Below are 17,018 nucleotides of genomic sequence, written 5' to 3'. Positions count from 1 at the left end.
TGAGCAGCAGGCGTCGATCGGGTCGTGCTGTGGAATCTTGTCGCCATGAGCGATGAACCGAGGTGACTTGCCGAAGGAACAGCGGTCCCGCGTGCGTCAGCGCGGATCGAAAATCACGTCTGCGAGTTTGACGCGGCGTGAAGCGTGCGCTTTGCCAGACGAAACAGCCATCGCCTTGGTTTTGCTTGGAACACCAAGAGCACGGCGACGGCATTTGCACGCGGCAGGGGAACCGGCCTAGACGCTCCACGTTTCGATTAATCGAAGTTCACCGGTAGGAATTCTGCGATGGCGGAGAATTTATCTCGCGACGATGAACAGCGCGGCACCAGAAAAGTCCTCAAGTGGGGTGTCGTGATCGCCACCGTGCTTTTTATTGTGCTGCTGGCGATATTCGTCCTCGGCCCGCGTGCGTAGGCCTTCGAGCGGGTCTGCGAGCATGTCGGTTGCGGCAAGCGCGCGCCTTTTGGCTTTCCTCCCTTGGCCAAGGCAACCCTGCCCGCACCGAAGACGATCGCCACCTTTGAAGTAGCAGCGCTGGAGGAGAGCCGCGCGGCCGGCGGCGTTCGAGGCTGATCGCCACCCGTCGTGGTTTGCGTGCCATGCCACGGGCATGGACCATATCTTCGATGCCCACCTGCACGGCCCTGACGAAGGTCACCAGTCCGATGAAATAGAGGCAAGGCAGCATGGTCAGGCTGAACAGGACGAAGGGCAGCCCCATCCTGGTCACCTGCGCCACGAACGCGAGGGCGATCGTGGTGCTCGACACCGACGTCAAGAACAGGTTGGCGCGCTGGTTGGCCTCCTGGATGGTGGCGGCCCTGGCGGTCTCCAGCACGAAATGTTCCGTCGTCATCATCTGCAGGAGCTGCTGCCGGCTCTCGCTTTCGTTTGCTTTGATTTCATTTGTATCCGGCATCGCGAACGGATCTATCGGCGGTCGCTGGATTGCCGGCGCGAGGCCGGCTCTCGGCTCGCGACGGTGGGTCTGGCGCCAGTATCAACCGGCGCGAACGAGCAGTCGTCGACCGAAGAACGAATGCCGTTCGGGTAAGGTTCCGGCCCGATCGCCGATCGCTGCTTTCACGCTCCAGCTATATCCAGTGATCTGCAAGGAACCGTGCTTATTCGTCGGCACGGTTCTAATTGTGGACGCTCTCCTGATTTTTGCCGCGAAGGATATTGCGGTCGTCGGGATCGACCAGGTCAGATGTGTCGGTCCTGATATCCGATCCCTTGCGCAACGCTTCTCGTTCCGCGGCCGACCGCTTCAGGTCTGCCTTCGCATCAAAATCCTTGCCGGCATTCTTGGTGTTCTCCCGTTCTTCGATGATGCGGATTTGCTGCTCATGGGTTCGGCGTCCGGTCATCGCTTCCTCAAGGTGTTCGGACCCGGGCCTTTTCTCATGGTGGTAATGGTGGTGGTAATGGCAAGGCGGCTGGATCGTTCCGAACGGCGTCGAATAAGCGCTTTGTCGACTGCGGATATCGGACTCCCCCGGACTGCCTCGCGAAAGCTGCATCGAAATGCTGTGTCGGTTCCGCGCTTTCGCGCGGCAGCTTTGCCGCTTCGATGGAACAACCCGGCCCGTCCGCCGTTCGGCCACTGGTCGCGAGATGTCCACGCCCGCGCGTTCGAAAGGCTGGAAGCGAGGTGCCGTTCGCCGCAACGCCGGCCAAGCCAAGCACATCAACACCAGAGGAGGCTACGATGCCCAACACCGCCGAGATACTTGTCGACACGCTGATCGCATGGGATGTGCGCGTGATCTTCGGCCTGCCGGGAGATGGCATCAACGGGATCATGGAGGCGCTGCGCACCAGACAGGACAAGATCCGTTTTGTTCAGGTGCGGCACGAGGAATCGGCGGCGTTCATGGCGACGGCCTATGCAAAATGGACCGGCAAGCTCGGTGTCTGTCTCGCCACCTCCGGACCGGGCGGCACCCACCTGCTCACCGGCCTCTACGACGCAAAGCTCGATCAAGCGCCGGTTCTGGCCATAACCGGCATGCAGTTCCATGATCTGATCGAGACCTTCACACAGCAGGATGTCAATCTGACCCGTGTCTTCAACGACGTGACCGTCTTTAACGCCCACGTCGCCGACGCGGCGCATATGGAAAGCGTTGCCGGCCTGGCCTGCCGCTCCGCGCTTGCCGGACGCGGCGTTTCCCATCTGTCGATAGCAAGCGATGTCCAGGAGCAGACAGCGGCGAAGCGCTCAATGCGCAACCTGCCGAAGCACACGCCGGACCGGTGGTTCGAAGGAAGCAAACAACCAGACGAGGCCCAGCTCGATCTCGCGGCCGACATTCTCAACACTGCCTCGAAAGTGGCGATCCTCGCAGGACGCGGCGCGCTGCATGCCAAGGCGGAACTCGAGAGCACCGCCGATCTGCTCGCCGCACCCGTCGCCAAGGCCCTGCTCGGCAAAGCCGTGCTGCCGGATGATCATCCGAACGTCGTCGGCGGCATAGGCATGTTGGGTACCTTGGCCTCCCAGGAGATAATGGAGCAGTGCGAGGCGCTGCTGATCGTCGGCTCGACCTTTCCCTACATCGAATACTACCCCAAGCCCGGCAAGGCGCGCGGGATCCAGATCGACCGCAATGCGCAGCGCATAGGCCTGCGCCATCCAGTCGAGGCTGGCCTGGTCGGCGACGCCGCCGTCACGCTGCAATTGCTCAACAAGAGATTGAAGCAGAAAACAGACAGGTCATTTCTCGAACAGGCCCGGCAGAGTGTGCGGCGCTGGCGCGGCATGATGGCGGAGGCTGAAGGCAAGGACGACGTGCCGCTCAAGCCGCAACGCGTGGTGAAGGCATTCGGCGACCGCATGCCGGCCAACGCCATCCTCGCAACCGACTCCGGCCAAAATACCGAACTTGCCGCCCGCCATATCGATATCAAGGCGGGTCAGGACTTCGCCGTCTCCGGGTCGCTCGCATCGATGGCCTGTGGGTTGCCCTATGCGATTGCCGGCGGGATAGCCTTCCCGGGCCGGCCAGTCTTCGCAGTGGTTGGCGACGGCGGGCTCGCCATGCAGCTTGGCGAATTTTCGACGGCGGTGCGCTACAAGGTTCCGCTCAAGCTCCTCGTGATCAAGAACAACATGCTGAACCAGATTGCCTGGGAGCAGATGATGTTTCTCGGCAACCCGCAATTTGCCTGCGAACTCCAACCGATCGATTTCGCCCTGGCCGCCGAGGCGATGGGCGGCATCGGCTACAGCATCACCCGGCCCGAGGACATTGAAGGCGTTCTTGATGCCGCTTTCGCCACCGTGGGCCCCGTGATCATAGAGGCCGTCGTCGACGCCTACGAGCCTATGCTGCCGCCGCGCATGCCGGATCAATACCGCAAGAACATGCGCACCGCGCTGAAAGAAACGCCGGGTCGACAGGAGATAGAAAAGAACCTTGCCCAGGAGCCCCTGAAGACGATGATGGGCTGACCCTGTCCCGCGCCGCCAGTCACGTCTTGACGTAAGCGCCTGGCTGCCGGCCGCCCTTGGGAGCCTTGGCGTCCTTCGAGCGCTCGGCGACGGCCGGGCCGGCGCCGGACGTCTTTTCGGTTGCCGGGCTCGGGGTGGCTTGCTTTGGCGCACTTTTCCTTGGCGGGTCTTGCCCTTCCGACTGGCGCGTCTTGTCGTCCATCTCGCCCATCCGCCGCGTCAGCCCAATCCCACCGGGAGGCTTCCTGTTGCCGGCCGCAGCCTGGGAGAATTCATCCGCCGCATCCGCGCCGACTTTGGCGGGGTATTTGGTCGCGCCGGTTTCATAGCGGTTTTCGTCCTCGGTCATGACACATCTCCGATTGCATGACGGGTAAACATTTCTGCAGTGCGCGGGTTCCGTCGCATGCATACTGATTTTGACAGCGAAATATCCCAGATCGGCCGCGGCACATCGAAGATAAATTTTACTGCCGGCTACTGCCACTTCCGGGCCTTTCGCGCGTTGAAGCATCTTCAATGGATGTCCCGCGTGACGGATCGCAATCAGACTTCATCGGTGCTGTTCCCCGGCGGGTGCGGGCGATGAGCTTCGACGCGCTCTTCTCGACTTCGATCTGTTATGGCAGCGGCGCCCCCGAAGCCGGCTGGAAGCTGGCGCTTCCCATCACGTTGCCGCTCGCGGCAGCCGCGTCGCTCTACGCTGCGGGCGCCATCCGGCTTTGGCGGCGGAGCGGACGCGGTCGCCCCATGCGATCACGGCGGGTTTGCTGTTTGCCGCCGGCTGGGCCGTGTTGGCGGTGGCGCTGGTAAGTCCGATCCATGCCCTGGGCGGGCGCGTCTTTGCCGCTCACATGATCGAGCACGAATTGCTGATGGCGGTCGCTGCGCCTCTGCTGGTCGCTTCCTGCCCGACCGCGCCGATGATGTGGGCGTTGCCGATGCGGGTGCGCCAGGGGCTCGGCGTGGCCGCGCGTGCAGGCATGCTTCGGGCGATCTGGGCATTCATCAGCCGCCCTGTGGTCGCCACCATCCTGCACGGAACGGCGATATGGGCATGGCACGTGCCGGCATTGTTCGAGGCTGCCCTCCAACAGGGCCCCTTGCACTATGCAGCACGCCAGCTTCCTCGGCACCGGGCTCCTGTTCTGGTGGGTGCTGCTGCCTCGGCCCGGCCACGAACAAGCCTGTGGCAGGGCCGTCATGCATCTTTTCTTCACCTCTGCGCACACCAGCCTGCTCGGGGTGTTGCTCCTGGTCTCGCCGAGGCTCTGGTATCCGGAAAATGCCATCGGCTCGAAGCTGTGGGACCTCAGCCCGCTCGAGGATCAGCAAGTCGCAAGTGGGCGGCGACAGGCTTCGAACGGCCTACGCCTCATTTGAATCCATCACCTGAATCCATCCGCAGGCGATTATGGCTCGCAGCCGCGACGGCGTTTCGCTCGCGGTTCCGCGCCGGCCCGGCCGGGAAAACGCAAAACCGCGTCCGGGAGCGCGGTCCCGGCATGTCCGACGGGATTTGGCCCCGCCTGTTCGAAATCGTCCCCGCGCCTTTCCCGGAGCTGTGCAATTCCCGGCGCTGTGAGCACTGCGCGCGCTTTCATCAGGCGGACAAGTTCGGGCCGAAGGCCATCGCCTCTGGCGGCGGCCAATTCATGCAGAAAAGCAAAGGGGTACATTCGACTGACCTTTCGATGGCGACGCCGCCCCTCTTCGGCTCATTTCGTGTCATGAGGTTCAACGCCCCGGCCAGAAGCATGTTCCGGCGATTTTGTCCGGGAATCTAGGCCGCCGCGGGTTATCCAATAGATTGGAACCTTCCGAGCCAGACAGAAGTTCTGCCTGCAAAGGAGGCGATCATGGCCACATCCACGGACCGAAAACCTGCGGCGAAGACAGCCCATGCCTGGACGGAAGCGGGGCTGGACAAGACGCCGGGGTTCGACCCAGCAGCCGCGCCGTCCAGGACCGACGCTGAGGCGGCGGATACGCCCAATGACGCCGGGCAACCATCTCCCAAACGACAGTCGCGGTTCAAGAACCAAGCAAGCTTTGCCAATGCGATGCGGCCGATGGAGAACCGAGCCGACATACGGCCCGGCAACAACTGGCCCGTCTTGGTGATTGCCATAGCCGTGCTCGTGGCAGCTGCGGTCTTCATACTCGCCGCCATTCTTCGCTAAGGCGTGAACTGATAAACCGGCCCGATGCGCTCTCGGTTCATGCGTTCGCGAACTCGATTGACGACGCATGCTCTCAAGTTTTTCATTAGCTTTCTGGCTAACATTCATTGACGGTTTGCCCCCGCTATAATTAGCTTCATGGCTAACCAATCGATGCAACTCGACCACATTTTCGGAGCCCTCTCCGACGCGATCCGTAGGGGCGATAGTCATGCGGCTATGTGAGGGTGAGGCGTCTGTCGGAGAACTGGCGAAGCCGTTCGAAATGGCGCTGCCGAGCCTGATGAAGCACCCATCGGCATTCTAGCGAGCAGCGGCCTCGTTACGTCCGAAAAGAACGGGCGCGTCAGGACGTGCTCGTTGCATACGGAAGCTCTCGCAACCATCGAGGTTTGGTTGGCGGCTCAAAGGGAGATCTGGGAGCACCGGCTGGATCGACTGGGTAGGTAGAGAAACTGAAGGAAGAGGAAAGCCAATGCCCCCGCAAACGCGTCAAAATGAATCGCCTCTGTCCGCTTGGGCGCTTGATCGAGAGATCGTCCTCTCGCGCGTGATCAACGCGCCACGAGAGCTGGTTTCTCCGCATGGGCTGATCCGCGCCATCTTGCCCAGTGGTTCGGCCCGGCCGGGTCAAGATTAATACGAAATCGATAGATATTCGCGTCAGCGGCGAATGGCGGTTCGAGACCCGCGCCCGACGGCAAGCGATATACGAGCCGTGTGCAATTCCGGCGCATCGAGAGGCCGCACTTGATCGAGTTCAATCACGGCGCCGACAAGACAACGATCCTGGCCTGTTCCGCACCACCATCACGTTCGACGAACAGAGCGACGCAAAGACCGTCATCACTTTGCGACAGTTGCATCCAACGAAGGCTCAGCGCGACGCGGGGATCGGCTTAGGCGCGGCCGAATTTCGGCTATCAGACTCTCGACAAGCGAAAGCAGCACGGCCATTTAGCGACATCGGACAAATCTTCCACGCCCTGGCTTTCAAGCTCTCTTTTGTCAGGTTCTGGTCTGGCCTTTACCCTGCGGATGTTTGCGGCCGCCTTCCATTCGGGAAAGGTCTTTTTTTGAACATAGCAGCCTGGGCCGTGCAGGATCGGAGATGTCGATCTTGTCCCAGGGAATGCGATAAAAGCCGCCGCCGCGGCGTAGCCGGAACAGGTCGAGAACCGCAGCGCCTATCGCTGAAGCGGAGAGACGCTCGAATGCGGCATAGATACCGACATGGAACTCGATAATCACGAGATCGTCCCCATCCTGTTCGGCGCATATCTCCTCGATATAGCCGACGCTCTCCCCGCGCTGCGAAAGCACGCGTCGCCCGGCAAGCTGTTCGAGATTGACGGTCGTCATCAGCCCGCTCCCGGGATGCGGCCAATGACGTGGTCCCGCAGCCAGTTCTGCCAATCGAAGATTGCCGTCTCGCGCACATCGATGTCGAACTCGATATCGACGCCAATGTCGCGCACCTTGTTCCAGGCGATCCGATGCGGCTCGCCATGGTCCTTGCCGCCCAGCTTTGCCGCCAATCGCGCCATCCAGCGGCCGGGCCGCGGACCAAGCCGACGCGCCAGGGTGATGGACCCAAGTTCGATCGCAGCCACTCTGGGCGGCTTGCCCGGCCTCAGTTCGGCCACCAGCCCATCGACTTTGCCGATCTTGACCTGCTCGCGGTCGACCACTTGCTTGTCCAGAATGTCGCGCACCAGATCCATCACGTGCCTCCGAATATCTGCAATGGGATGGTCACGACCGCCAGCACGAAACCAAGTGCTATGATGAAGACGACCGCCGCGTTCGAGATCATCCCATTGCGATGCTTGCCCACGTAACGTTCATCGTTCAACAGGAAGAGGAAGGGAATCACGCTCAACGGCAGGCTGGCAGCCGTCAAAGCCATGGAGAAGATCGTCAGCTTCAACGGATCGAGGCCAAAAGCGATCGGCAAGGCGCTGAGGAACAACGACAACGTGTAAACCGTGCTGAAGCCTGGATTGTCGCGCGGCTTCTGGTCCTCGCCCCATGTCCAGCCGAAGCCCTGAGCCACGAGATAGGCTTGCTGCAGCCCGACCTCGAGCGCGGCCCCGAAGCAGGCAATGCCTAGCGAAGCGACAAACAGGACAAACCCCCAGAAGCCGAATACCGGGATCAGCATCAGCGGCAATTGATGGTAGTCGTCCACCTGGTCAATGCCGTGGGCGGGAAGCACGAGAGCGGCAACGATCAGCACACCGATGGAGATCGTGCCGCCAAAGGTCATTCCAAGGGACGCAATAGCGCGATTGGCACCGAGATAACTTCTGTCCCACTGGTCCTCGATGGCGCCCGACGAGTAGAACATGAACAGATAGGGCGAGATCGACGCTCCAAGAATACTGACGGCCATGAACCAGTAATTGGCCCGGTCATGAGCCGGCAGGGTGGGAACCGCGCCCGCCGCGACCTGACCCCAGTCGGGCTTGAGCATCACGGCGCCGGCCACAAAGCACAGTGTGACCAGACCGAGCATCGAAACACCTTTTTCGATAAGGCCGAACGTCCCTTTCCAGAGAAACAACCACGCCAGCAATGCCACCAGCAGCGCCCACCACTGGAAACCGATCCCGGTGGTGAGTTCGAGTGCAATGGCGACGCCGCCGATCTCTGCCGACATGACCATGAAGTTGATCAGCAAGATCGCGAGCAGCGGCCATAGGAAGACGTTGAAGCCAAATCGCTCGCGAATTCCATCGGCGATGGTGTGATGGCTTATCGCGGCGAACCGACCCGCCATCTCGACGAGAAAGATGATGCAGATCGTCCCCAGAACTACCGCCCAGACCAGCTGGAAATGGAATGCCGCACCGGCCTGAGCCGCCGTAGCCATCGAGCCGATCTCGAGAAAACCGCCAATGCTGGTGACGATACCCAACGCTATTTCGAGCAGCTTTTTCATTGTTGCGGCGCCGAGGATTTGGCGTAGGCGCCCAGCGTCGTGGCGGCTCTTCGCAGGTCCCGCTCCGCTTGTTCAACCTTGCCGCGGTCACGATCCCGTAATCCTGTCTGCGCTCTTGCTGCCGCCGACGACAGCTGCTCGATAGCCTTGATGAGCTCCGCTCGGTCGGAGCCCTCCGGTGAACCGGCCGATCGGATTTGCGCTTCGGCATCGGACCAGATGTGGCTGACGGATTGCAATGTCAGCGACGTGTAGTTCCGGGGTGCCGCTCCAGCAAGCCAGGCTTCCAAGACCATCGATGCCGTCTGTGCGGCGGAGGCCGCAGTTCTCGACTGCTGGTATACCTGGTCTGTCGAAGACGTGCATGCGGTCAACGTCGTAGCAATCAACATAACGCATAGAGAGCGAAGTCGACCTTGGAATTTACCGGCGGAATATACCTCATGCATTTCTCGCGTTGCTGCAACACGATTGCCCTCCCCGGCGCGAGACAACTGCGAGTCTGGTATGTTGGATCGCCCGGTATTCATGTCATCGACCCATCCAGCGACCGGCACCTAGCGCGACGCGGCCTCGCCCTTCCTATATTCGTGAATGAGGCCCAGGATTTGCGCCCGGACCAATTCGCGAGCGTCAGGCTGGACGAACGGCATCAGCAGTTCGACCTTCTCCTCGACCTCCTTGGGGAGATCCCCTGCAGGATCGCTGAGACTGGTCTCGTACTCGTAAAGGTTATCCGACAGCTTTCTGTCTATATCTGACAAGATGCCCATCGCGTCCGCTCCGGTCGTGCTCAGCGTCGTGTTTCAATCGCTGACCAAAGGAAATGTTCCCACGACGGCGCCTGCCGCGCGTCGCATGCGCTCCGAGACATCGCCATTCAAGGCTCTGCTCGAAAGAGGTTGCGGCTTCGCAGAGCCAGCGGGAACAATTGGTCGCGGGTCGGGTTTGTTTAGTCTTCGTGCAAGGATGACTGGCATGAAACCCGCCGTAACCGATCACATTGAGATAAAGAAATATGACCATCCAACCGGCGGCTGGGGGTCGCTTCGGTCCCTGGTTCGCAAGGCGCGCGGCGAAGGCCTTTTGCTTTCAGGGATATGGAGCACGCTGCTCAAGCAGAACAAGGCGGACGGTTATATGTGTGTTTCCTGCTCGTGGGCCAAAACCGGCCCAGCCAAGGCCTTTCGAATTCTGCGAAAACGGCGCCAAGGCAACGATGTGGGATCAGACGAAGCTGCGTTGCGAACCTTCTTTCTTCGCAGAGCACAAAGTGACGGAGCTGCTCGACTGGCCTGATCACGATCTGGAAAAGCAGGGCAGGCTTACCGATCCGCTCCGGTATAATCCCGTCAGCGACCGCTATGAGCCGGTTGCTTGGGATCGTGCGTTCCGTGAGATCGCCACAGAGCTGCGGCGACTCGATCCGAAATCGGTCGTCTTCTACACCTCCGGTCGAGCCTCGCTGGAGGCTTCCTTCATGTATCAGCTCTTCGCGCGAATCTACGGTTCATCCAACCTGCCGGACTCTTCCAACATGTGCCACGAATCCACTTCGGTGGGTTTGCCGGAGTCTATCGGCTCCCCTGTGGGCACCGTACAACTCGACGACTTCGCGAAATGCGACATGATGTTCTTCTTCGGCCACAACACCGGCGTAACCGCGCCTCGGCTGCTGCATCCATTGCAGGAGGCACGTCGACGCCAGGTGCCGGTGTTCACCTTCAATCCTTTACCGGAAAGGGGACTAAAACGGTTCAAGAACCCGCAAAATCCCGTCGACATGCTGTCACCCGGCCCGGGAACCAAGATGTCCAGCGACTTCTTTCAAATCCGCGGCGGCGGCGACATTGCAGCCATGACCGGCATTGCAAAGGCTCTGCTGGCGCTCGACGACGCTGCGCGTGAACGCGGCAATCAGCGGCTCCTGGATGTCGATTTCATCACCGAACATACGCATGGCTTCGCCGATTTCGAAGCCTATCTGCGCGCCGCCCGCTGGGATGAGATTGTCGGCCGGTCAGGCATTGCGCGGGCCGATCTGGAGCATGTCGCAGAAGTCTACAGTCTTTCGAAGGCGGTGATCGGCAATTACGGCATGGGCCTGACGCAACACAGGCATGGCACCGAGAACGTCCAGATGCTGTGCAACCTGCTGCTGATGCGCGGCAATATCGGAAAACCCGGCGCCGGCATCTCGCCCCTGCGCGGCCATTCCAATGTCCAGGGCCAGCGCACGGTCGGCATAACCGAGAAACCCGAACTCGCTCCACTGGACAAGCTCGCCGAGTTCTATGGCTTCCAGCCACCGCGCCAGAAAGGCCTCGACACCGTGGAGACCTGCGAGGGCGTCATCGGCGGATCGGTGAAGGGCTTTATCGCTCTGGGTGGCAATTTCGTCCGTGCTGTGCCCGAGACCGGCCTGATCGAAAAGCATTGGCGTCGACTCAGCCTGCATGTCGAGATCGCGACCAAGCTTAACCGCAGCCATCTCTTTCCGGGGGCGGTTACCTATCTGCTGCCCTGCCTGTCACGGCTCGAACGAGATCGCGAGGCGAGCGGTGACCAGACGGTTTCGGTCGAAGATTCGACCGCCTGCATACACGGCTCCTTTGGCTCGCGGCCCCCTGCTTCGCCAAATCTGCTCTCGGAACCGAAGATCGTTGCGGAACTCGCCATGGCTACGGTGCCCGGCAAGAGTTCAATTCCCTGGGACCAATGGGTTGCCGATTATTCCCGTATCCGTGATGAGATCGAGCGGTGCTACCCCCAGCATTTTCGCGACTTCAACAAGCGGTTTCTCACCCCGGGCGGCTTCCATCGCGACATCAAGGCGTCGAAGCGCGTGTGGGAGACGCCCAACAAGAAGGCCAATTTCAAGTTACCGACCATGCTCGAGGCAAATCCCGACATCGACCTTTCCGGCGATCGGGTGCTGACGCTGATCACCGTGCGTTCCAATGACCAGTTCAACACCACCGTCTATGGCTACAGCGACAGATTGCGCGGCATCCATGGCACGCGCATGGTGCTGTTGATGAACGAGGCGGACATCCGGCGTTTCGGCCTGCGCGCGGGCCAGGATATCACTCTCGAAACCCATGCCCATGATGGTGTAGAGCGGCGCGTTCACGGCCTGCGCGTTACGCCTTATTCGATTCCCGAGGGCAATTGCGCCGGCTACTATCCGGAACTCAACCCACTGGTCCCGCTCTGGCACCGGGCCAAGAAGGCTCATGTCCCAGCCGGAAAGTCGGTACCGGTGCGGATTGTTTCTTGAGGCATCCAAGCCGGGCGACACTTTGAGCAGCGCGAGGTCTCGTTCAGCAGTCGGCACTAGACACGAGCCGTCAGGCGCTCTGGCTGCGTTCGATGAACTTGTTGAAACGGCTGGCGTTACCGCCGCCGGTTTCTTCCTGGAAAAGGAAGGCCAGATCATTCTCGTCGAAAATGCGGAAGAACTCCTCCCATTCGATGGGCTCCAGCGTTTCCTCCGGCTCGCCAAAGTCAATCCGCAGGATACCGCCCTTGCCCGAGGTGCGTATCACGGCAGGGCGGCCGCCTCTGTCGCTGACCCATTGGCGGATTTCGTCATGATCGGTCGTCGTCCTTGCTTGTGACATTGAAATCTCCGTTCGGTTCCCAAGGTTAGCAACCGGGCCTTCCCTCGCCGATTTTCACACCATCAATCCCGATGATCGGATGATTGGTGGCGCGCCGTAACGGGCCGATCGCTGGGCTCTAACATCGAAGAGCCTGCAATGTTCCAGCGTGCGCTTGGGCACCGCGGATCGATCTTTGTTGATGCTCAGGGAACAAAGCTTTTGCGAAAAAGTTCGGAACGCCAAGGCGGGTTTGCGTGAGGAGTTGTCGTGAGACGCATATTGGTCACCGGCGGCTGTGGCTTTATCGGCCGACATGTCGCCCAAGAACTCATTGAGCACGATTACGCAGTTTGTATTTTCGACGCGCTGCTGGACCAGGTGCATGGCGGGGAAGCGGTAAGCATTCCGGCCGGAGCCGAGCTGATCAGGGGCGACGTGCGCGACCGTGATGCGCTCGCTGGTGCGCTGCAGGGCGTCGATGCCGTCATTCATCTAGCAGCTGAAGTTGGTGTCGGTCAGTCGATGTATGAGATCGCCCGCTATGTCGGCACCAACGATCTCGGCACCGCTGTCCTGCTCGAAGCACTGATCAGACACCCGGTCCAACGGATCGTCGTCGCTTCGTCCATGAGCGTCTACGGCGAGGGTCTCTATGCGTCGCCGGACGGCCGGCGCGTCGGCAATGCGCGGCGGCGGCCGGAAGGCGTCAGGAACGGGCAATGGAATCCCTTGTCGGCGGAGGGCGACGTCCTGTCGCCGCTGCCGACGGACGAGGAAAAACCGGTCGACCTCGCCTCGATCTACGCCCTGACCAAATACGCGCAGGAACGCGCGGTGCTGATCTTCGGCGAAGCCTATGACATCGATGCGGTGGCGTTGCGCCTGTTCAATGTCTTCGGCGCCGGGCAGGCGCTGTCAAATCCCTACACCGGGGTACTCGCCAATTTTGCCTCGCGGCTGGCCAATGGCCAACGGCCGATGATATTCGAAGATGGCGAGCAGAAGCGCGACTTCGTGCATGTGCGCGATGTCGCCCGCGCCTTTCGGCTCGCGCTGGAACAACGCCAGGCGCGCGGCCATGTCATCAATGTCGGCAGCGGGCGCGCCTATGCCGTCAGCGAGGTCGCCCGGCTGCTGGCCGATGCGATGGATGTGCCGGAGCGCTCGCCGGAAATCCTTGGCAAGGCACGCTCGGGCGACATTCGAAACTGCTTTGCTGACATCTCGAAAGCACGCGATCTGCTCGGCTTTGAACCACGGCTGCAGCTGGAGGATTCCCTGGATGAGTTTGTCGCATGGGTGCGCGGCACGGTCGCAATCGACCGCGGCGCCGACATGAGACGCGAACTGGAAGAGCGGGGGCTGGTATCATGACGTCCGACTTGCGCAACCCTCGCGAAGCCCACGTCGCGATTGTCGGCGGCAGCGGCTTCATCGGCTCGAACCTCGCCGACAGCCTGCTGTCCGACGCGACCCCGGTTCTGATCATCGACAATTTCAGTCGCCCCGGTGTCGAACAGAACCTGGCATGGCTGAAGCAGAAGCATGGCAATCGCATCGCCGTGGAAACCGTCGACGTCCGGGACGCGGACGCCTTGCTGCCGCTTGTGGCGAATTCGGCGGCTGTATTCCATCTTGCCGCGCAGACGGCCGTGACCACGAGCCTCGTGCAGCCGAGCGAAGACTTCGACATAAATCTTCGGGGAACATTCAACGTTCTCGAAGCCGCCCGTCGAAGCGACCGATGCATCCCGGTGATCTTCGCCAGCACCAACAAGGTTTATGGCGGGCTCCCCGACATCGCGGTGTTCGAGGAGGATAACCGTTGGGTGCCCAGTGATCCCGCTATCCGTGCCAACGGCATCGGCGAGGACCGCGGCCTGGATTTCTGCACACCCTATGGCTGCTCCAAAGGCGCGGCCGATCAATACGTGCTCGATTATGCCAAATCCTACGGGCTGCCGACCGTTGTGCTGCGGATGAGTTGCATCTATGGGCCGCATCAGTTCGGCACTGAGGATCAGGGCTGGGTGGCGCATTTTCTGCTCAGCGCCTTGTCCGGCCGCCCCATCACGATCTACGGCAACGGCAACCAGGTGCGCGACATTCTTCATGTTTCCGATGCCGTTGCGGCCTATCGCGCGGCACTTGCCCGGATTGAGGAGGCCAGCGGACAGGCATTCAATCTCGGTGGCGGACCAAAAAACGCGATCAGCCTGCACATGCTTCTGGAGGAGATCAACGGCATCACCGGCCGCGACGTCTCGATCCGCTATGAGCGCGAACGCACCGGCGACCAGCCGTTCTTCGTTGCCGACACACGTCGGATCGAAATGACGCTCGGCTGGAAAGCGGCGGTCTCCTGGCGCGAAGGGGTCCGCCATCTCGCCGATTGGCTGCGGCGCAATCGCCTCGAACCGCAGCCTGAGCCAGCGAGGTGCGTGGCATGAGAGTAGCCCTTGTCAATCCGTTCTGGACCTATGAGGAGAGCATCTACTTCGGCTGCCGTCAGCCGCACTTGCCGCTCGAACTGGGCTATTCGAAAGCGATGCTTGAGGCCGATGGCCACGACGTGCTGATGCTGGACGGCCAAATCCAGCAGCAGGACAACAGCCAGCTTGCCGCGCGTGTCGCTGACTTCGGGCCGGCCATGACCGTGATCAGCACCGCGCCGACTTATCTGTTCTGGCGTTGCGCCCCACCTGAGTTGCGCGTGCCGGCCGATTTCCTCAACCGTCTCGCCGGCCGTGGCGGCCGCACCGTCGCGGTCGGCCCGCATGGCTCGGCGACACCGGCACCAACGCTGCGCAAGCTTGGGGCCGATATCGTCGTGCGCGGCGAATGCGAGGAGGTCGTCGCGGAACTTGGCCGACGCGACGACTGGAGCGCGGTTGCGTACACCGCATATCTGCAAAATGGTGAACTTGCCGGCGACGGCCTCGTCCACGCCAGCCCCTTTGTCCACCATGCCCCGCTCGAATGGCCGTCCGACTGGCTCGCCGGCCATACTCATCACCATCATCGCTTCGATGAGAAGCAGTTTGGTTTAGGTGCCGAAGTCGAGGCTTCGCGCGGTTGCCCCTACAATTGCAGCTTCTGCGCCAAGATCGATTTCCGCGATGCGTATCGGCGCAGGAACCACGATGCAGTGACGGCGGAAATTGATCGGCTGATCGCTCAGGGTGTTGGCTATATCTACTTCATCGATGAGATTTTCCTCCCGCAGAAGGCGCTGCTGGAAGCGCTTGTGGATCGCGATGTCAAATTCGGTGTCCAGACCCGCATCGATCTTTGGAAACCCGAGCTCCTGGAGCTGCTTGGCGCCGCTGGTTGTGTCTCGATCGAGGCAGGGCTCGAAAGCCTGACGATGGAAGGACGCGCCATGCTGGCGAAGCGCTGCCGGCTGGGAACCGAGGAATTGGCCGCATTGCTTGTCGACGCGCGGCGTCATGTCCCCTTCGTTCAAGCCAATCTCATCGGATCAGTCGAAGATGATCCGGCTCTGGTCGAATATTGGCGAAAGCATCTCATCGACCGCGGCGTCTGGGCAAACGAACCGGTGCCGCTCTATCCCTATCCCAGTTCACCGAGCTATCGCGAGCTCTGGGGTGACCCCGACGACTTAGCCTGGGAGCGCGCGCACGAGCATTATCTCGCCTCGTTCGGCACCTTTAGCGACATCCAGGAAAAGCATCCTCGTGCGCTAACCGAATTGGAGGCCGCATGTTGCAGTCACTGATCCCGCGCCAGCGACGCATCCTAATGACGGTCGACGCCGTCGGCGGCGTCTGGCGTTATGCGCTCGACCTGACGCGTGAACTGATCACCGGCGGCGATAGTGTCGTTCTTGCCGGGCTTGGCCCCAAGCCATCCGCCGAGCAGGTCGAGGAAGCCGACACCGTCGCGGAGCTGGTATGGCTCGAGACTCCGCCAGATTGGATGACCCGCAACGAGCCCGACCTGGACGGGCTGCCACAGGAGCTGTGCGCCCTCGTTCGTGACTACGCCATCGATCTCGCCCACCTCAACGCGCCGGCACAGGCAGTAGGGCTCGATCTCCCCTGCCCGGTCGTGGCGGTGTCGCATTCATGTGTGGTGACATGGCTGCGTGCGGTGAAGGCACAGGATGCCGGCGGCGAATGGACCTGGCAGAGGGACCGCAACAGAACCGGTTTCGATCGCGCGAACGCGGTGATTGCGCCCAGCCGAAGCCATGCCGCCATGCTTGAAGCCTGCTACGGACCAATTCCCGGCCTCAGCGTCGTCAACAACGGCACCCGGCCCGGCCCGGTGGCCGCGAGGCGGGAAGCCGTTGTCTTCGCCGCCGCGCGCTGGTGGGATGAAGGCAAGAATTCAGTCACCCTCGACCACGCGGCATCGCTGATCCGCTGGCCCGTTTTTGCTGCCGGGTCCGTTCACGGTCCCGATGGGCAAGTAGCCCATTTCAGCAACGTTGCAGCCCTGGGTTCGATCGGACATCAGGAAGTCCGTTTGCTGATGGCGCGAGCCGCCGTCTTCGTGTCGCCGTCGGTTTACGAACCTTTCGGGCTTGCCGCTCTGGAGGCTGCAACATCGGCAACACCGCTCGTGCTGGCGGATATTCCTACCTATCGCGAATTATGGGACGGGGCGGCACTGTTCTACAATGCCAGCGATCCGCATGACCTCGCCAAATGTGTCGACGGTCTGTGTTGCGACGATCAACATAGGAAACGGCTCGGCCAGGCCGCTGCACGCCGTGCCCGCAGGTTCTCGCTTGCAAAACAAGCCGCCGCCATGCGCGACATCTACGGCCGCTCGGCTCTATCCGTGGCGGAACATTGACG

At 61.3% G+C, this 17,018-nt stretch carries 17 protein-coding genes and 2 pseudogenes; 11 read left to right on the top strand and 8 right to left on the bottom strand.

The window, feature by feature from the left end; all coding sequences use genetic code 11:
* Nucleotides 1-288 precede the first annotated feature (288 nt).
* Nucleotides 289-417, top strand: a complete 129-nt coding sequence (locus NKJ01_RS29495; protein ID WP_352487372.1) for a hypothetical protein — start codon at nt 289-291, stop codon at nt 415-417.
* A gap of 196 nt (nt 418-613) precedes the next feature.
* Nucleotides 614-1,057, top strand: coding sequence for a hypothetical protein (locus NKJ01_RS29490; RefSeq protein ID WP_352487374.1), 444 nt, complete (start codon nt 614-616; stop codon nt 1,055-1,057).
* 88 nt (nt 1,058-1,145) lie between these two features.
* On the opposite strand, the gene NKJ01_RS29485 is transcribed toward NKJ01_RS29490, so the two are convergent.
* Nucleotides 1,146-1,373: a hypothetical protein gene (locus tag NKJ01_RS29485; protein ID WP_031259852.1), complete on the bottom strand. Its 228-nt coding sequence runs from the start codon at nt 1,371-1,373 to the stop codon at nt 1,146-1,148.
* A gap of 341 nt (nt 1,374-1,714) precedes the next feature.
* Here NKJ01_RS29485 and NKJ01_RS29480 point away from each other — a divergent pair, with 341 nt between their 5' ends.
* Nucleotides 1,715-3,460 (top strand): thiamine pyrophosphate-dependent enzyme, encoded by a 1,746-nt coding sequence (locus tag NKJ01_RS29480; protein WP_023758322.1) that lies wholly within the window; start codon nt 1,715-1,717, stop codon nt 3,458-3,460.
* A 19-nt stretch (nt 3,461-3,479) separates the two neighbouring features.
* On the opposite strand, the gene NKJ01_RS29475 is transcribed toward NKJ01_RS29480, so the two are convergent.
* Complete coding sequence (locus NKJ01_RS29475; protein WP_023758321.1) at nt 3,480-3,809, bottom strand: hypothetical protein; 330 nt, start codon at nt 3,807-3,809, stop codon at nt 3,480-3,482.
* 442 nt (nt 3,810-4,251) lie between these two features.
* Between NKJ01_RS29475 and NKJ01_RS29470 the strand changes: the two are divergent.
* From NKJ01_RS29470 to NKJ01_RS29460, 3 genes and pseudogenes are all read left to right on the top strand, one after another.
* Nucleotides 4,252-4,843: pseudogene (locus tag NKJ01_RS29470) on the top strand (cytochrome c oxidase assembly protein).
* Between the two features lie 122 nt (nt 4,844-4,965).
* Nucleotides 4,966-5,247, top strand: coding sequence for a hypothetical protein (locus tag NKJ01_RS29465; RefSeq protein WP_352487376.1), 282 nt, complete (start codon nt 4,966-4,968; stop codon nt 5,245-5,247).
* 72 nt (nt 5,248-5,319) lie between these two features.
* Nucleotides 5,320-5,643: a hypothetical protein gene (locus NKJ01_RS29460; RefSeq protein WP_023758318.1), complete on the top strand. Its 324-nt coding sequence runs from the start codon at nt 5,320-5,322 to the stop codon at nt 5,641-5,643.
* Between the two features lie 1,008 nt (nt 5,644-6,651).
* Here the strand turns inward: NKJ01_RS29460 and NKJ01_RS29450 are convergent.
* From NKJ01_RS29450 to NKJ01_RS29430, 5 genes are all read right to left on the bottom strand, one after another.
* Nucleotides 6,652-7,005 (bottom strand): hypothetical protein, encoded by a 354-nt coding sequence (locus tag NKJ01_RS29450; RefSeq protein WP_352487378.1) that lies wholly within the window; start codon nt 7,003-7,005, stop codon nt 6,652-6,654.
* Nucleotides 7,005-7,367, bottom strand: coding sequence for a hypothetical protein (locus NKJ01_RS29445; RefSeq protein WP_352487379.1), 363 nt, complete (start codon nt 7,365-7,367; stop codon nt 7,005-7,007). Before NKJ01_RS29445 ends, NKJ01_RS29450 begins: the two co-directional genes overlap by 1 nt.
* Complete coding sequence (locus tag NKJ01_RS29440) at nt 7,367-8,587, bottom strand: NRAMP family divalent metal transporter (RefSeq protein ID WP_352487380.1); 1,221 nt, start codon at nt 8,585-8,587, stop codon at nt 7,367-7,369. The genes NKJ01_RS29445 and NKJ01_RS29440 overlap by 1 nt, the downstream gene beginning before the upstream one ends.
* Nucleotides 8,584-8,883, bottom strand: coding sequence for a hypothetical protein (locus tag NKJ01_RS29435; protein WP_245266508.1), 300 nt, complete (start codon nt 8,881-8,883; stop codon nt 8,584-8,586). The genes NKJ01_RS29440 and NKJ01_RS29435 overlap by 4 nt, the downstream gene beginning before the upstream one ends.
* 261 nt (nt 8,884-9,144) lie before the next feature.
* On the bottom strand, nt 9,145-9,360 hold the full coding sequence (locus NKJ01_RS29430; RefSeq protein WP_352487382.1) for a hypothetical protein: 216 nt from the start codon (nt 9,358-9,360) through the stop codon (nt 9,145-9,147).
* Nucleotides 9,361-9,565: 205 nt separating this feature from the next.
* Here NKJ01_RS29430 and NKJ01_RS29425 point away from each other — a divergent pair.
* Nucleotides 9,566-11,867 (top strand): annotated as a pseudogene (locus tag NKJ01_RS29425) (FdhF/YdeP family oxidoreductase).
* Between the two features lie 70 nt (nt 11,868-11,937).
* Here NKJ01_RS29425 and NKJ01_RS29420 read toward each other — a convergent pair.
* Nucleotides 11,938-12,210, bottom strand: a complete 273-nt coding sequence (locus NKJ01_RS29420; protein WP_352487385.1) for a hypothetical protein — start codon at nt 12,208-12,210, stop codon at nt 11,938-11,940.
* Between the two features lie 249 nt (nt 12,211-12,459).
* On the opposite strand from NKJ01_RS29420, the gene NKJ01_RS29415 reads away from it, so the two are divergent.
* From NKJ01_RS29415 to NKJ01_RS29400, 4 genes are read left to right on the top strand one after another with little or no spacing between them, the layout of a single operon-like run.
* Complete coding sequence (locus NKJ01_RS29415; protein WP_352487387.1) at nt 12,460-13,566, top strand: NAD-dependent epimerase/dehydratase family protein; 1,107 nt, start codon at nt 12,460-12,462, stop codon at nt 13,564-13,566.
* Nucleotides 13,563-14,642, top strand: coding sequence for an NAD-dependent epimerase/dehydratase family protein (locus NKJ01_RS29410; RefSeq protein ID WP_352487389.1), 1,080 nt, complete (start codon nt 13,563-13,565; stop codon nt 14,640-14,642). Before NKJ01_RS29415 ends, NKJ01_RS29410 begins: the two co-directional genes overlap by 4 nt.
* A complete protein-coding gene (locus tag NKJ01_RS29405) occupies nt 14,639-15,931 on the top strand; it encodes a TIGR04295 family B12-binding domain-containing radical SAM protein (RefSeq protein WP_023758307.1) in 1,293 nt (430 codons plus the stop codon). Before NKJ01_RS29410 ends, NKJ01_RS29405 begins: the two co-directional genes overlap by 4 nt.
* Nucleotides 15,916-17,016: a glycosyltransferase family 4 protein gene (locus NKJ01_RS29400; protein WP_352733496.1), complete on the top strand. Its 1,101-nt coding sequence runs from the start codon at nt 15,916-15,918 to the stop codon at nt 17,014-17,016. The genes NKJ01_RS29405 and NKJ01_RS29400 overlap by 16 nt, the downstream gene beginning before the upstream one ends.
* Nucleotides 17,017-17,018: the final 2 nt, after the last annotated feature.

This window comes from Mesorhizobium sp. M0276 (genome assembly GCF_040321755.1).
Lineage (GTDB): Bacteria > Pseudomonadota > Alphaproteobacteria > Rhizobiales > Rhizobiaceae > Mesorhizobium.
The sequence above is the reverse complement of the archived record's forward strand: the minus strand, read 5'-3'. Positions and strand labels throughout refer to the sequence as shown.

Bases quoted from the DNA above. Each gene is read 5' to 3' on its own strand.
- NKJ01_RS29495 (WP_352487372.1), top strand. From the start codon at position 289: ATGGCGGAGAATTTATCTCGCGACGATGAACAGCGCGGCACCAGAAAA.
- NKJ01_RS29490 (WP_352487374.1), top strand. From the start codon at position 614: ATGGACCATATCTTCGATGCCCACCTGCACGGCCCTGACGAAGGTCAC.
- NKJ01_RS29485 (WP_031259852.1), bottom strand. From the start codon at position 1,373: ATGACCGGACGCCGAACCCATGAGCAGCAAATCCGCATCATCGAAGAA.
- NKJ01_RS29480 (WP_023758322.1), top strand. From the start codon at position 1,715: ATGCCCAACACCGCCGAGATACTTGTCGACACGCTGATCGCATGGGAT.
- NKJ01_RS29475 (WP_023758321.1), bottom strand. From the start codon at position 3,809: ATGACCGAGGACGAAAACCGCTATGAAACCGGCGCGACCAAATACCCC.
- NKJ01_RS29465 (WP_352487376.1), top strand. From the start codon at position 4,966: ATGTCCGACGGGATTTGGCCCCGCCTGTTCGAAATCGTCCCCGCGCCT.
- NKJ01_RS29460 (WP_023758318.1), top strand. From the start codon at position 5,320: ATGGCCACATCCACGGACCGAAAACCTGCGGCGAAGACAGCCCATGCC.
- NKJ01_RS29450 (WP_352487378.1), bottom strand. From the start codon at position 7,005: ATGACGACCGTCAATCTCGAACAGCTTGCCGGGCGACGCGTGCTTTCG.
- NKJ01_RS29445 (WP_352487379.1), bottom strand. From the start codon at position 7,367: ATGGATCTGGTGCGCGACATTCTGGACAAGCAAGTGGTCGACCGCGAG.
- NKJ01_RS29440 (WP_352487380.1), bottom strand. From the start codon at position 8,587: ATGAAAAAGCTGCTCGAAATAGCGTTGGGTATCGTCACCAGCATTGGC.
- NKJ01_RS29435 (WP_245266508.1), bottom strand. From the start codon at position 8,883: ATGGTCTTGGAAGCCTGGCTTGCTGGAGCGGCACCCCGGAACTACACG.
- NKJ01_RS29430 (WP_352487382.1), bottom strand. From the start codon at position 9,360: ATGGGCATCTTGTCAGATATAGACAGAAAGCTGTCGGATAACCTTTAC.
- NKJ01_RS29420 (WP_352487385.1), bottom strand. From the start codon at position 12,210: ATGTCACAAGCAAGGACGACGACCGATCATGACGAAATCCGCCAATGG.
- NKJ01_RS29410 (WP_352487389.1), top strand. From the start codon at position 13,563: ATGACGTCCGACTTGCGCAACCCTCGCGAAGCCCACGTCGCGATTGTC.
- NKJ01_RS29405 (WP_023758307.1), top strand. From the start codon at position 14,639: ATGAGAGTAGCCCTTGTCAATCCGTTCTGGACCTATGAGGAGAGCATC.
- NKJ01_RS29400 (WP_352733496.1), top strand. From the start codon at position 15,916: ATGTTGCAGTCACTGATCCCGCGCCAGCGACGCATCCTAATGACGGTC.